We start from the raw sequence: 13,981 nt of genomic DNA, 5'->3' as shown, positions 1-13,981 counted from the left end.
GCTGATAACCAGAAGCAAATAGAAGAACAGCAGCGTATTGAAGCCGAAAAGGCGGAAGCGGAGCGTTTAGAGCAAGAGCGCATTGCAGCAGAAAAAGCCGAAGCGGATCGCTTAGCTCAAGAGCAACAAGCAGCAGAGCAGCAACGCCAAGAACAACAAGCCCGTCTTGCAGAGCAAGAAGCGGCTATGAAATTAGAGCAAGAACGTGTTGCCGCTGAACAAGCGCAACGCGAAGCTGAGCTTATTGCAGCCAAAAAGGCGGAAGCAGAACGTTTAGAGCAAGAGCGTATTGCAGCTGAAAGACGTGATGCTGAGCGCTTAGAGCAAGAACGTATCGCGGCAGAGAAAGCAGAAGCTGAGCGTTTAGAACAAGAACGTATCGCGGCAGAAAAAGCCGATGCTGAGCGCTTAGAGCAAGAACGCATTGCTGCAGAAAAAGCCGATGCTGAGCGTTTAGAGCAAGAACGCATTGCTGCAGAAAGGCGCGATGCTGAGCGTTTAGAACAAGAACGCATTGCTGCAGAGAAAGCACAAGCTGAACGTTTAGAACAAGAACGCATTGCTGCAGAAAGACGCGATGCTGAGCGTTTAGAGCAAGAACGCATCGCGGCAGAGAAAGCACAAGCTGAACGTTTAGAACAAGAACGTATCGCGGCAGAAAATGCAGAAGCTGAGCGTTTAGAACAAGAACGTATCGCGGCAGAGAAAGCACAAGCTGAACGTTTAGAACAAGAACGTATCGCGGCAGAAAATGCAGAAGCTGAGCGTTTAGAACAAGAACGCATTGCTGCAGAAAAAGCACAAGCGGAGCGTGTAGAACAAGAACGCATCGCGGCAGAGAAAGCACAAGCTGAACGTTTAGAGCAAGAACGTATTGCGGCAGAAAAGGCGGAAGCGGAACGTTTAGAGCAAGAGCGCATTGCTGCAGAAAAAGCAGAAGCTGAGCGTTTAGAGCAAGAGCGCATTGCTGCAGAAAAAGCAGAAGCTGAACGTGTAGAACAAGAACACATCGCGGCAGAGAAAGCACAACTTGAACGTTTAGAGCAAGAACGTATTGCGGCAGAAAAGGCGGAAGCGGAGCGTTTAGAACAAGAGCGCATTGCTGCAGAAAAAGCACAAGCTGAACGTTTAGAGCAAGAAAAAGCAGCTCAAGCCGCTGAAAAACCGAAGAAAGAAGGCTTCTTCGCGCGCCTTAAAAAGGGCTTATTAAAAACTCGCGTTAATATCGGCTCAGGATTTGCCTCTATCTTTAGTGGTAAGAAAATAGACGATGAGTTATTCGAAGAGCTAGAGACACAGTTACTGACAGCGGACTTAGGTGTTGATACAACTATGAAGTTGATTGATAACCTAACAGATGCAGCGGATCGTAAGCAGTTAAAAGATGGTGATGCTTTATACGAGCTAATGAAGCAAGAAATGGCAAGCATGCTCAAAACTGCGGAGCAACCGCTGGTTGTAAGTGGTGATAAAAAACCATTTGTTATCTTAATGGTGGGTGTAAATGGTGTTGGTAAAACCACTACAATTGGTAAATTAGCTAAGCAATTCCAAAGTGAAGGTAAGTCGGTGATGCTTGCTGCAGGTGACACTTTCCGTGCTGCAGCGGTTGAGCAGCTTCAAGTTTGGGGAGAGCGTAATAGCATACCTGTTATTGCTCAACATACAGGTGCAGACAGTGCTTCAGTAGTTTTTGATGCTTTTCAGGCAGCAAAAGCGCGTAATGTTGATGTGTTAATCGCTGATACAGCAGGTCGCTTGCAAAATAAAGACAACTTAATGCAGGAGCTTGAGAAAATAGCTCGTGTAATGAAGAAAATTGACCCAGATGCACCGCATGAAGTGATGCTAACTATCGATGCTGGTACGGGTCAAAATGCAATTAGCCAAGTTAAACTATTTAATGAATGTGTTGGTTTAACAGGTATCACTTTATCTAAATTAGATGGTACCGCAAAAGGCGGTGTGATTTTCGCCGTTGCAGATAAATTTAACATCCCAATTCGTTACATTGGTGTTGGTGAAGGTATTGATGATTTACGTACCTTTAATAGTAGTGACTTTATTGATGCGCTATTTAGCCAAGACGAGGATGACGCATAATTAATTAGAGGGAGCTTGCTCCCTTTTTTCGCTGCAAGATGATTGATAACTAAAATGATAAATTTTCAGCAAGTCAGTAAAACATATCCAGGTGGCCATCGTGCCCTTGAAAAAGTCAGCTTTCATATTAAACCTGGCGAATTGGCCTTTTTAACAGGGCACAGTGGTGCAGGTAAAAGTACCTTATTGAAGCTCATTAGCTTGATGGAGCGTCCATCGGCGGGGCAGGTGCTTATTAATGGTGTTGATTTAAATGCAGTTAAATCCCGTCAGATCCCTTATGTTCGTCGCGATATAGGTATCATCTTCCAGAATCATCGTTTGCTAGAACGTTACTCAGTGTTTGATAATGTTGCTTTGCCTTTAATCATAGAAGGTACACACCATAAGCAAATAGCTAAGCGTGTTCATGGTGCGCTTGATAAAGTTGGGTTACTTGATAAAGCAAAGTGTAATCCTGCAACGTTATCGGGTGGTGAGCAGCAGCGGGTTGGTATTGCCCGAGCTATCGTAAATTCACCACCTATTTTACTAGCCGATGAGCCAACAGGTAACTTAGATCCTGAGCTTTCAATGGACATATTACGTTTATTTGAAGACTTTAATAATCATGGTACAACTGTGCTCATTGCAACTCACGATATCGGCTTAATTGCGCGTATGCGTTATCGCAGTCTAACGCTTAAAGATGGTCGCATGATTGAGGACCCTTTAGCTGAGGGGACGCTATGAGTTTATTATTTAAAAGTCGTAATAGCCAAAACGAACGTCAGAAAAAGTCATTTTTAGCTGCGCCTTATTTCTTCTTTATTAACCTTATTCGTCAAGGAGTGCACAGCCTAGGTGAAATGTGGCGAACGCCTCTTGCTTCATTGATGACCATTGCGGTATTAGGTTTAAGCTTAACGCTCCCTGCGACACTTTATTTAGTAGTTAAAAATGTCTCTCAAGTAAGCAGTGGCTTTGAAGATGCTGCAGAGATTTCGTTGTTCGTAAAAGAAACCATGACTGAACAACAAACGCAGACTTTAGTTAAGCGTTTAGCACTCTACCCTGAAGTAGATAAAGTGGAGTTTATATCAAAAGGCGATGCCCTCACTGAATTCAAACAAGTATCAGGATTTGGTCAAGCACTTGAGTATTTAGATGCTAACCCGTTACCTGATGTTGTTATTGTCACACCCACAGCACGATACCGTCAGCCTAATACGGCAAAGCAATTATTACAAAAGCTGGAAGCCGAAAGAGAAGTTGACTTTGGTAAGCTCGATATTGCTTGGCTTGAACGCTTAAACGCACTTTTAAGTTTATTAAAAGAAAGCGTGATTACCATCGCTCTACTATTATTAACCTCCGTTACCCTGATCATTGGTAATACGATCCGTTTATCGATCATGGATAAGAAAGATGAAATTCAAGTGATGAAGTTAGTAGGGGCGACAAATACCTTTATTCATGCGCCATTTTTATGGACGGGTATTTGGTACGGCATTATTGGTGGTTTGTTCTCTTTTATTTGCGTTGCTTTAATGATGTGGTGGCTTGGCGCTGCGGTGAGTGATGTTGCTGGCGTATATGAAACCAACTTTGACTTAATTGGCTTAACACTGAAAGAGTTTGGCATTTTGGTTGCCCTTGCAACAGGGTTAGGATTTGTTGGTTCTTACCTATCAGTTAACCGCTACATAAAAGAAATTGAACCCGATAAAGTGTAACAATTCGTTGTTACACTTCGTTTTTAGCGATAAATAGTATTCGCGTAAATTTTTAAAAATATCACTCCAAGCTAGAATTCATCGCTTATTCAGCGTGTTAGCGTAGACTAAAAATAGATACAAAAACCACTTGATTTGAACTTTAAAAAAGTTTTTAATTGAAGTTAGCACTCTCGCTTAAAGAGTGCTAAGATGGTTTCAAATGTTTATCACTGAGGTGAAAAATGAGTAAAGATTTATACGCAATGGCACTTACTGCAGGTCAACAGAGCGCAAGTATGGACGGCTACCTTCAAGCGGTTAGCACTATTCCTATGCTTGATGCAGAGAAAGAAAAGCAGTTGGCGACTCGTCTTCAGGAAGAAGGTGATCTTGAAGCTGCGAAGCAACTCATTATGTCGCACCTGCGCTTTGTTGCTCATATTGCGAAAAGCTATTCAGGTTATGGCTTACCGCAAGCTGATTTAATTCAGGAAGGTAACATAGGTCTGATGAAAGCGGTAAAACGTTTCGACCCAAGTGTAGGTGTCCGCTTAGTCTCATTCGCAGTACATTGGATTAAAGCCGAAATTCATGAGTACGTACTGAAAAACTGGCGTATCGTGAAAGTTGCTACAACAAAAGCGCAACGTAAATTATTCTTCAACCTACGTAAAAATAAAAAGCGTTTAGGTTGGTTTAACCAAGCTGAAGTTAGCACAGTTGCTAATGAGCTAGGTGTAAGTGAAAAAGAAGTACGTGAGATGGAATCACGTATGAGTGGCCAAGATATGGGCTTTGACTTAACGGGCGATGACAATGACGATGCACCGACAAGTACATACTCGCCAGTACAATATTTAACTGATGGCAGTGCAGATCTTGCTGATGATATCGAAGAGCAGCAATGGCAAGAACAGTCTCATGCACGCTTATTCAGTGCGTTAAAAACGCTTGATGAGCGTTCACAAGACATCGTAAGTGCGCGTTGGTTAGCTGACGATAAAGCAACACTGCAAGAACTTGCTGAGAAATACAATGTTTCAGCAGAGCGTGTTCGCCAGCTAGAAAAAACAGCGATGAAAAAACTGCAATCAGCTATGAGCTAATAGCAATCGCTATAGCAAACCATCTTTAGTAGACTACAAAGCCTCGCAAATGCGGGGCTTTTTGTTTTAAAGGACGCGGTATGTCACAGATTGATTATCAACACGTATTAGATGAAATAACAAAAGAAGTTCAGCCATTACTGAGCCAAGGGAGGGTTGCTGATTATATTCCTGCGCTAGCAGAGGTTGAACCAAACCAATTCGCAATTGCAATTCATACCGTGGATGGGCAAACCTATTGCGCTGGTGACTGCAGTACGCGTTTCACGATTCAATCTGTCTCAAAAGTAATGACCTTAACCTTAGCGCTTCAGCGTTATGGCGATGAATTATGGCAGCGAGTCGGAAAAGAACCTTCAGGCACTGCTTTTAACTCACTCACACAGCTTGAGTTTGAGCAGGGCATACCACGCAACCCATTTATTAACGCCGGTGCTATTGTCACCTGTGACGCTTTATACAGTCGTTTATCTGCACCGATGCACTCTATGCTTGAATCATTTCGCCAGTTATCAGGTAATGCTCAGGTTGTTATTGATAAGAAAGTGGCTAATTCTGAATATGAGTTTCGTCACCGCAATGCCGCGATGGCGCATCTAATGAAGTCTTTTGGCAACTTTAATAATGAAGTTGATGATGTTTTATGGGCTTACTTTAACTTCTGTGCCATAGAGCTGAACTGCGTAGAATTAGCAAAAGCTTACAGCTACTTAGCGAACCAAGGTAAAGATGCCAATGGGCAAGAAGTACTTAGTGCTAGACAAAACAAGCAGTTAAACTCGTTACTGTTTACTAGTGGTTTATACGATGCTGCGGGGGATTTTGGCTACCGTGTGGGTATGCCGGGTAAATCAGGGGTTTCGGGCACTATTTTAGCTGTGTTACCGAATCAATTTACAGTGGCTGTTTGGGCGCCAAGACTTAACTCATATGGGAATTCAGTTGCTGGGATAGCGGCTCTTGAGCGTTTATCCCAGAAACTGGATATTTCTATTTTTTAGTTGCGGTTACTGATCCCAGTAAACTTGCTCTAAACAATCTTCACGTTCTGGTAAGCCACGAGATAAACGTGGTGAGTGCTGAACCAGTACTTCATAACTCGCACGGTTAGCGTATTTACTGATTTGTGCAAGTGATGAGTAAGTTATTGCAGGTTGTTGATGCTTCGCTGAGTTTGCCACATTTAGTTTGTGGTAAACATTGGCTGACAAGTCATGTAGGACCGCAGCAAGAGCGCAATCGCCTGCGCCATTAGTGTTTTTAATACTATCAGGGCCGCCCATAAACGGTGCTGTGTGGCTGTATGCACGGATAGGGTTTTGGCAGTCCTCTTTACGCATTGCGCGCGAAAATTCATAACGGTTAAAGTCAGCAATTGCACCTGGTAATAATGGGTATTCTGTTTCACGCTTGAATGAATCGTCTACGTAACCTGCCATAAATAAGCCTTTTTCGCCGGCAGTACAAATAACTAAATCAGTCCAGTCTAGCGCTTTGTCGGCAGCCAGAAGCGGATCCTCAAAACCTGTAATAGCAAGACCTTCTTCTTCGTTCATAGCAAGAATATCAACATGTTCTTTAACAAAATCAGCCCACCAAGCTGGATCTTGTTCAATTAAGAACTTAGTACCAAGGGTTAAAACCACAGGAACACCTGCATCATTGGCATATTTTACTGCCTGCATAGTGGCTTCTGTCATGGTTTCATCACCTTGAGTACGCATCAGATATGCGCTGATCACTAATGCTGATGAATTTTCAATAAGAGCTTGATCGATTGATTCAGGGCGAAGGTGATTCATAAGCCCTGCACTAATTGCGAAGGTGCGTTCACCTGTCTCGTCAATTAAGGTAAAACAGCGACCAATTGGGCCATCTACAGGCTGAAGATAGTCAAGGTCGACGCGGCTAGAGGTGTTACATAAAAAACGGTATGCATAGCTGCCGATTTTGATATTTTCACTCATTACTCCTAACAACACAGAGCGGTCGTCAGCAAGTGTTGAATAGTTGTGCATGGTATTACCCACCGTACCACCGGCAAACTCATAATCGATCATGTTATCGAGTTTCAGTCTGTCGTATAACGCATTGGTAATATCGTTTTCGATCACTTGCGACATGCCACGGCGCAATTGAAATTCATCTAGGAAAGCTTGATCAACTTTCGCTTCAATATCCACCACAATTTGGTCGATACCCGTAATATAACTACGTTGTAGTCGGTCGGTTGAGTTAAGTTGATTCGTCAGTGGATCTTTGGCTTCCACCGGAAAATAATGTTTATGCCTGCGGCGTCCAGGAAATTTCATTTGCTACCCGTGTTGTAAGCTAAATAAAAAAAGCGCGAGATTATAGCGCAATATGGGTCCATTGAGCCATGAAAAAGCCACTAAATTTTGCGTTAATTTTTAATTGTAGCAGCATTTATTGCCGACATTTTTCACTAACTAGGTATAATTACTCACAGTTTTACAAGATTTGTGTGATATATGAGCGAACAATTTAGCGACGAGTATTGGATGGAGAAAGCATTGAGCTACGCCAATGAAGCGGCTGCGATTAATGAAATTCCAGTTGGTGCAGTACTCGTAAAAGACAATCAACAGATCTCTTATGGCTATAACCGCTCAATTATTGATAACGATCCATCAGCTCATGCAGAAATGATGGCAATCCGTGAAGCAGGAAAAGTACTTAACAACTATCGCCTAATAGATTGCACTCTGTATGTAACTTTAGAACCTTGTTCGATGTGCGCAGGCCTTTTGGTTCATAGCCGTATTAAGCGACTTGTATTTGGCGCTAAGGATGCAAAAACAGGATCGGCAGGCTCAATTATGAATCTTCTACAAGAACCTAGGCTTAATCATCAAGTTGAAGTAACTAGTGATTTTATGAGTGAGCAGTGTGGAGCGGTGATTTCTAAGTTTTTTAAGCGTCGTAGAGAAGAGAAAAAGGCGGCAAAGCTGGCTGCTCGCAACGCCTAGTTAGACAACCGGCGTTGCAGGAACTTGTGCTTCCATTAACTGCATCGCAAATAGGCGACGACGCCAGATAACTTTTTTGTGTGTATTGCGTAGCATGATACGACGACGTGTAGCCGTTGAGTAAATAACATTTCGCTTGAACTTATGTGTCTTGCGTCTTCTTTTTAACATGTGTGCTCCTTAAGTGAGAGTAAAGCATTATATTGATCTCTACAGGAAGATAATGATCATTTGATGACAAGTAAACAGATTTCGGTGCTTGAAGTTAGTTGTTTTCTGACTTCTGCTGCTCTGAGTTAGTTTGTTGAGTGTTGTCGCTTGGTTTTATTTCGCTTGCCTCTGTTGCAGGTTTTGCTTCTTCAGCTGTTTGTTGCTCGCTCTCGGGATTAGCAATAGCATCATTTTCGTCAAGCCAAACTAACGCATCGTAATAACGACGAATATTATCAACATATTGCACAGCGACATCGCCCCGCGCATAACCATATTTGGTTTTACGATAGTAACGCTTTTTAATTAAAAGAGGTAAGCGCTTTTTAACATCAGCCCATTTGTCAGGGCTTGCACCTTCTTGCTCAGTGATGATACGAGCGTCGTTTACGTGTCCCCAGCCAACATTGTAAGAGGCTAAGGCAAACCAAGTTCTGTCAGGCTGTGGGATGCGTTCAGGGATCCAAGAGATCACTTTGGCAAGGTACTCTGCACCGCCTTTAATATTTTGCTCTGGTTCTAATCGATTAGTTACGCCTACCTGTTTTGCAGTTGCTTGAGTGAGCATCATAATACCACGCACACCCGTTGGTGACTTAGCTCTTGGGTTCCACATTGATTCTTGATAACTCAAGGCTGCCAGTAATCGCCAATCTATGTTGCCAGCGTATTGCTCAAACCAAGGTTGGTATTTAGGTAAGGTCTCTTTTATTGCTTCGATATAAGCTAGGGTGTTCACATAATTAAACTGGCGAACATGGCCGAAGTATTTTTCTTCTAGAACATAAAGCTGGTTGCTTTGTTTTACGTCACCAAAAAATGGCACCATCAAGGCATATAAAGAATCGTCACCATCTTTTCTTAGTAGCCAAGCGATAGGGTCATTACGCGTAACCGAGAAACCTATGCTTAAATTTGGGTGGTAGCGGCGAAACAACGACAAGGTGTGTGAATCAGCTAGGGTATAATCAATTTCACCGTCGATAACAGCTTGCAGAAGCTCTTCTTCATCCATGTCTTCAGTTTCGTTCCAGCTAAGCTCTGGATTCAGCTGTTTTAATTGCTGTAGCGCCAACGAATGGCTGCTTTTTGCTAGAACAGTTAGGTTACCGGTTAAATCTGAAAACTCACGAGGACGAGTGCGGCCTTGTTTATAGACCAGCTTTTGGCTAATTGTGCGATAGGTTGGGCCGAAGCGATAATGTTCAGCTCGAATCGTATTATATGTAAGACCTGAAGCTATTATATCTAAATCGCCACTTTCTAAGCGTGCGAACATATCGGATAGATTAAAAAAGGGCACCATTTCAAGCTCAACACCAACATAGTCAGCAAACTCTTGAGCGAGTTCATATTCAAAGCCTTGCACACCTTGCGGTGCTTGATAGTAATTACTCGCACCAGCTAAAGTGCCGACTCTAATTTTGTTCTGTGCCTTGATATGAGCGAGTTGCGAGGGTTGCTGTTGCATATCGCACGCACATAACATGAGCACTAAACTAAAAATAGCGAGTAACTTTTGCATAGATTATAAATGCCCCTTAAACCATTACGTTACCGTTATAACAAAACTTCAAAGCCACGTCACTTGGCGAATAGTTTTATATATCTATTTAAAAATTAATAATCGTAACAGGGTGAAGATAGATAAGTCATACAGAACAAGAACCTGCAGAAAAATAATGAGTACTAAGATAGTTAATTGTTGTGACCATAATAGCGGTTATCGAGATTATTTAAATAAAAGCGTAATTTTGAGTTAAATCTAGACGTTATTTGCACTATAATATGCGCCTAAAATATCGTTCAATCCCTAACCCCGGATGAAAATACCTATGTTGATCCTTCGTGGTGCACCAGCACTTTCCGATTTTAGAGTTCAGAAAATTTTAGCGCGTTGCCAACAGGCACAACTTCCAGTCACTGACGTTTATGCTGAGTTCATGCATTTTGCAGATCTCACTGCTGAACTTTCAGCTGATGAGCAAACAAAGCTGGAAAAACTGCTTACTTATGGTCCAACGATTGCTGAGCACACGCCAGCAGGCACGTTAATTCTTGTAACGCCGCGTCCAGGTACTATCTCGCCTTGGGCATCAAAAGCAACTGACATCGCACATAACTGTGGCTTAAGCCAAGTTCACCGTGTTGAGCGTGGTATTGCATACTACGTTGAAGGTAATCTATCAGCTGATCAAACAGCTGAAGTTGCAGCGTTGTTACATGATCGTATGACTGAAGCAACTCACGCAGATATGGCTGATGCAGCTAAATTATTCCGCCACGATGACCCGCGTCCAATGTCATCAGTTGACATTTTAGGTGGTGGCCGTGAAGCACTTGCTAAAGCAAACGTTGAGCAAGGTTTTGCGCTTGCAGATGACGAAATCGATTACTTAGTAGAAAACTTCCAAAAGTTAGGGCGTAACCCGAACGACATCGAATTATTCATGTTTGCACAAGCAAACTCTGAGCATTGTCGTCACAAAATCTTTAACGCTGATTGGACAATTGATGGCATCGAGCAGCCAAAATCTTTGTTCAAAATGATCAAAAATACTTACGAGCAGAACCCTGAAAACGTGTTATCGGCATATAAAGATAACGCAGCGGTAATGAAAGGTTCGGTAGCGGGTCGTTTCTTCCCTAATCTTGAGGGTGAGTACGCGTACCATCAAGAAAACATCGAAATCTTGATGAAAGTTGAAACTCATAACCACCCAACTGCGATTGCGCCATTCTCAGGTGCATCGACTGGGTCTGGTGGTGAAATTCGTGATGAAGGTGCTACAGGCCGTGGTTCTAAGCCTAAAGCTGGTTTAGTTGGTTTCACGGTATCTAACCTACGTATTCCTGGCTACGAGCAACCTTGGGAAACTGACTTCGGTAAGCCTGGTCGTATCGTTAATGCACTTGATATTATGACAGAAGGTCCATTAGGTGGTGCGGCATTCAATAACGAGTTTGGTCGCCCTAACTTACTTGGTTACTTCCGTACATACGAAGAGAAAGTATCAAGCCATAACGGTGAAGAAGTACGTGGTTACCACAAGCCAATCATGCTTGCAGGTGGTTTAGGTAACATTCGTTCTGAACATGTTCAAAAAGGTGAAATCCCTGTAGGTGCTAAGCTAATTGCACTAGGTGGTCCGGCAATGAACATCGGTCTTGGTGGTGGTGCTGCGTCTAGTATGACATCTGGTCAATCAAACGAAGATTTAGACTTTGCATCGGTACAGCGTGAAAACCCAGAAATGGAACGTCGTTGTCAGGAAGTTATCGACAAATGTTGGCAGCTAGGTGATGCAAACCCAATCGCTTTCATCCACGATGTGGGTGCAGGTGGTCTTTCAAACGCATTCCCTGAGCTTGTAGACGACGGTGGTCGTGGTGGTAAATTCCAACTTCGTGACATTCCAAACGATGAGCCGGGTATGGCACCACACGAAATTTGGTGTAACGAATCTCAAGAGCGTTACGTATTAGCAGTTGCGGCAGAAGACTTCGCGCGCTTTGAAGCAATCTGTAAACGTGAGCGTGCAGAATACGCTGTTATTGGTGAAGCAACAGAAGAGCGTCACTTAACGGTTGAAGATAGCCACTTCGGTAACAGTCCAGTAGATCTTCCGCTTGATGTATTACTTGGTAAAGCACCAAAAATGCACCGCGAAGTTGAATCGAAAAAAGCACAATCGCAACCATTAGACATTGCTCACATTGATGCTGCTGATGCTGCACAGCGTTTATTACGCTTACCAACGATTGCTGAGAAAACATTCTTAATCACTATTGGTGACCGTACGGTAACGGGTTTAGTTGCTCGTGACCAAATGGTAGGTCCTTGGCAGGTGCCAGTAGCAAACTGTGCGGTAACCGCTGCTGCGTTTGATACTTACCACGGTGAAGCAATGTCATTAGGTGAACGTACACCAGCTGCACTTTTAAACTACGGTGCCTCTGCTCGCTTAGCTGTGGCTGAGTCTCTAACTAACATCGCTTGTGCTAACATCGGTGGCCTTGAAAATATCAAGCTATCTGCAAACTGGATGGCTGCAGCTGGTCACCCTGGCGAAGATGCGGGTCTTTATGAAGCAGTTAAAGCTGTAGGTGAAGAGCTTTGTCCTGCACTTGGTTTAACAATCCCTGTGGGTAAAGACTCAATGTCTATGAAAACTCAATGGGATGAAGACGGTGAACAAAAATCTGTTACTGCACCATTATCGCTGATCATCACTGCATTTGGTCGTGTTGAAGATGTTCGTAAAACAGTAACCCCACAACTACGCACTGATAAAGGTGACTCATCATTATTATTAGTTGATTTAGGTGCTGGTCAAAACCGTATGGGTGCATCAAGCCTTGCACAGGTTTATAAGCAACTAGGTGATGTGACACCTGATGTTGATAACCCAGCATTATTAAAAGGTTTCTATGACGCAATGCAAGCACTTGTAGCGGATAATAAGTTACTTGCTTACCATGACCGTTCAGACGGTGGCTTATTCACTACGGTTGCTGAAATGGCATTTGCTGGCCACACGGGTGTAACTGTTGACCTTGCAGGCTTAACAGGTTCAGACATCGAAGCGCTTTATAATGAAGAGTTAGGTGCAGTGATTCAAGTAGCTAATGACGATTTAGACGCAGTTAAAGCGGTTCTTGCCGACCACGGTCTAGCTGCTATCAGTCATGAAATTGGTACATTAAACGCTGATGACCGCGTGGTATTCACTCGTGGTGATGATGTAGTACTTAACCACACGCGTACTGAGCTTCGTACTATTTGGGCTGAAACAACTTACCAAATGCAAGCACGTCGTGACAACCCAGAATGTGCTAAGCAAGAGTTTGATGCTAAGTTTGATGCAAAAGACCCAGGTCTTAACGTAAAACTAAACTTTGACCTAAACGAAGATGTTGCAGCGCCTTACATTGCTACAGGTGCGAAGCCGAAAATGGCGATACTTCGTGAGCAAGGTGTTAACTCTCACTTAGAAATGGCTGCTGCATTTAATCGTGCAGGCTTTGCTGCGGTTGACGTTCACATGAGCGATATCCTTGAAGGTCGTTTAACACTTGAGCAATTTAAAGGCTTAGTGGCATGTGGTGGCTTCTCTTACGGTGACGTACTAGGTGCAGGTGAAGGCTGGGCTAAGTCAATCTTATTTAATGAGATGGCTCGTGAGCAGTTCCAAAGCTTCTTCCACCGCGAAGATACATTCAGCTTAGGTGTGTGTAATGGCTGTCAAATGCTTTCAACATTGAAAGAATTGATCCCTGGTACTGAGCACTGGCCACGTTTCGTGACGAATAAGTCAGAGCGCTTTGAAGCTCGCTTTAGCCTTGTAGAAGTGCAAGAAAACCCATCAGTATTCTTTAATGGTATGGCAGGTTCACGTATGCCTATCGCTGTTTCTCACGGTGAAGGCCATGCTGAGTTCGCAAACGCTGATGCAGTTAAAGCAGCGCTTGAGTCAGGTACTGTGGCAGTGAAGTTTGTTGATAACTACGGTAACCCAACTACGCAATACCCAGCTAACCCGAACGGTTCACCAGAGGGTATCACAGGTATTACTTCTACAGATGGTCGTGCAACGGTTATGATGCCGCACCCAGAGCGTGTATTCCGTACGGTTGCTAACTCATGGCACCCAGATGAATGGCGTGAAGATAGCCCGTGGATGCGTATGTTCCGCAACGCACGCAAAAACGTTGGCTAGAAGTTAGCTATGTGCCTAGCTATACAAGCTAGGTTCATACAAACCGTTTAAACTAAAAAGGCTGCACTATCATGTGTGGCCTTTTTGTTTATAATGATCTGAGAAGCGAGAAGCGAGAAGCGAGAAGCGAGAAGCGAGAAGCGAGAAGCAAGGAG

Annotated in this window: 10 protein-coding genes; 7 read left to right on the top strand and 3 right to left on the bottom strand. The window is 43.4% G+C overall.

Going from position 1 to position 13,981, the window contains the following annotated elements; translation table 11 throughout:
- Positions 1-186: 186 nt before the first annotated feature.
- The 5 genes from ftsY to glsB all read left to right on the top strand — a co-directional run bounded on the left by ftsY (position 187) and on the right by glsB (position 5,907).
- Entirely contained in the window at positions 187-2,103 is a 1,917-nt protein-coding gene (gene ftsY, locus QUE86_RS04880; RefSeq protein WP_434784474.1) for a signal recognition particle-docking protein FtsY, read from the top strand.
- Between the two features lie 54 nt (positions 2,104-2,157).
- The gene (gene ftsE, locus QUE86_RS04875) at positions 2,158-2,835 is read left to right on the top strand and encodes a cell division ATP-binding protein FtsE (protein WP_130050616.1); all 678 of its coding nucleotides are present in this window, start codon (positions 2,158-2,160) and stop codon (positions 2,833-2,835) included.
- Complete coding sequence (gene ftsX / locus QUE86_RS04870) at positions 2,832-3,818, top strand: permease-like cell division protein FtsX (RefSeq protein ID WP_130050617.1); 987 nt, start codon at positions 2,832-2,834, stop codon at positions 3,816-3,818. Before ftsE ends, ftsX begins: the two co-directional genes overlap by 4 nt.
- 224 nt (positions 3,819-4,042) lie before the next feature.
- Positions 4,043-4,906 carry an RNA polymerase sigma factor RpoH gene (gene rpoH / locus QUE86_RS04865; RefSeq protein WP_054551048.1) on the top strand — a complete coding sequence of 288 codons (864 nt, stop codon included), beginning with the start codon at positions 4,043-4,045 and terminating at the stop codon, positions 4,904-4,906.
- 80 nt (positions 4,907-4,986) lie between these two features.
- Positions 4,987-5,907: a glutaminase B gene (gene glsB / locus QUE86_RS04860; RefSeq protein WP_286259545.1), complete on the top strand. Its 921-nt coding sequence runs from the start codon at positions 4,987-4,989 to the stop codon at positions 5,905-5,907.
- Between the two features lie 6 nt (positions 5,908-5,913).
- On the opposite strand, the gene QUE86_RS04855 is transcribed toward glsB, so the two are convergent.
- On the bottom strand, positions 5,914-7,218 hold the full coding sequence (locus tag QUE86_RS04855; RefSeq protein WP_130050619.1) for an inosine/guanosine kinase: 1,305 nt from the start codon (positions 7,216-7,218) through the stop codon (positions 5,914-5,916).
- A 180-nt stretch (positions 7,219-7,398) separates the two neighbouring features.
- Between QUE86_RS04855 and tadA the strand changes: the two genes are divergently transcribed.
- Positions 7,399-7,896, top strand: a complete 498-nt coding sequence (tadA, locus tag QUE86_RS04850) for a tRNA adenosine(34) deaminase TadA (protein WP_286259543.1) — start codon at positions 7,399-7,401, stop codon at positions 7,894-7,896.
- On the opposite strand, the gene QUE86_RS04845 is transcribed toward tadA, so the two are convergent.
- Both QUE86_RS04845 and mltF read right to left on the bottom strand, forming a co-directional pair.
- Positions 7,897-8,067 carry a hypothetical protein gene (locus tag QUE86_RS04845; protein ID WP_167658517.1) on the bottom strand — a complete coding sequence of 57 codons (171 nt, stop codon included), beginning with the start codon at positions 8,065-8,067 and terminating at the stop codon, positions 7,897-7,899. It abuts the gene before it with no gap.
- 94 nt (positions 8,068-8,161) lie between these two features.
- On the bottom strand, positions 8,162-9,631 hold the full coding sequence (mltF, locus tag QUE86_RS04840; protein WP_130050621.1) for a membrane-bound lytic murein transglycosylase MltF: 1,470 nt from the start codon (positions 9,629-9,631) through the stop codon (positions 8,162-8,164).
- 310 nt (positions 9,632-9,941) lie between these two features.
- Here mltF and purL point away from each other — a divergent pair, with 310 nt between their 5' ends.
- On the top strand, positions 9,942-13,826 hold the full coding sequence (purL, locus tag QUE86_RS04835; RefSeq protein ID WP_130050622.1) for a phosphoribosylformylglycinamidine synthase: 3,885 nt from the start codon (positions 9,942-9,944) through the stop codon (positions 13,824-13,826).
- The last annotated feature ends 155 nt before the right edge of the window (positions 13,827-13,981 follow it).

This window comes from Pseudoalteromonas apostichopi, assembly GCF_030297135.1.
In the GTDB taxonomy this organism is placed as follows: Bacteria; Pseudomonadota; Gammaproteobacteria; order Enterobacterales; family Alteromonadaceae; genus Pseudoalteromonas; species Pseudoalteromonas apostichopi.
Note: the sequence above shows the minus strand (reverse complement) of the source record. Positions and strands in the feature narration are given on the sequence as shown.

Excerpts from the sequence above, each read along its gene's own strand:
- ftsY (WP_434784474.1), top strand. The coding sequence starts at position 187 with ATGAAATTAGAGCAAGAACGTGTTGCCGCTGAACAAGCGCAACGCGAA.
- ftsE (WP_130050616.1), top strand. The coding sequence starts at position 2,158 with ATGATAAATTTTCAGCAAGTCAGTAAAACATATCCAGGTGGCCATCGT.
- ftsX (WP_130050617.1), top strand. The coding sequence starts at position 2,832 with ATGAGTTTATTATTTAAAAGTCGTAATAGCCAAAACGAACGTCAGAAA.
- rpoH (WP_054551048.1), top strand. The coding sequence starts at position 4,043 with ATGAGTAAAGATTTATACGCAATGGCACTTACTGCAGGTCAACAGAGC.
- glsB (WP_286259545.1), top strand. The coding sequence starts at position 4,987 with ATGTCACAGATTGATTATCAACACGTATTAGATGAAATAACAAAAGAA.
- QUE86_RS04855 (WP_130050619.1), bottom strand. The coding sequence starts at position 7,218 with ATGAAATTTCCTGGACGCCGCAGGCATAAACATTATTTTCCGGTGGAA.
- tadA (WP_286259543.1), top strand. The coding sequence starts at position 7,399 with ATGAGCGAACAATTTAGCGACGAGTATTGGATGGAGAAAGCATTGAGC.
- QUE86_RS04845 (WP_167658517.1), bottom strand. The coding sequence starts at position 8,067 with ATGTTAAAAAGAAGACGCAAGACACATAAGTTCAAGCGAAATGTTATT.
- mltF (WP_130050621.1), bottom strand. The coding sequence starts at position 9,631 with ATGCAAAAGTTACTCGCTATTTTTAGTTTAGTGCTCATGTTATGTGCG.
- purL (WP_130050622.1), top strand. The coding sequence starts at position 9,942 with ATGTTGATCCTTCGTGGTGCACCAGCACTTTCCGATTTTAGAGTTCAG.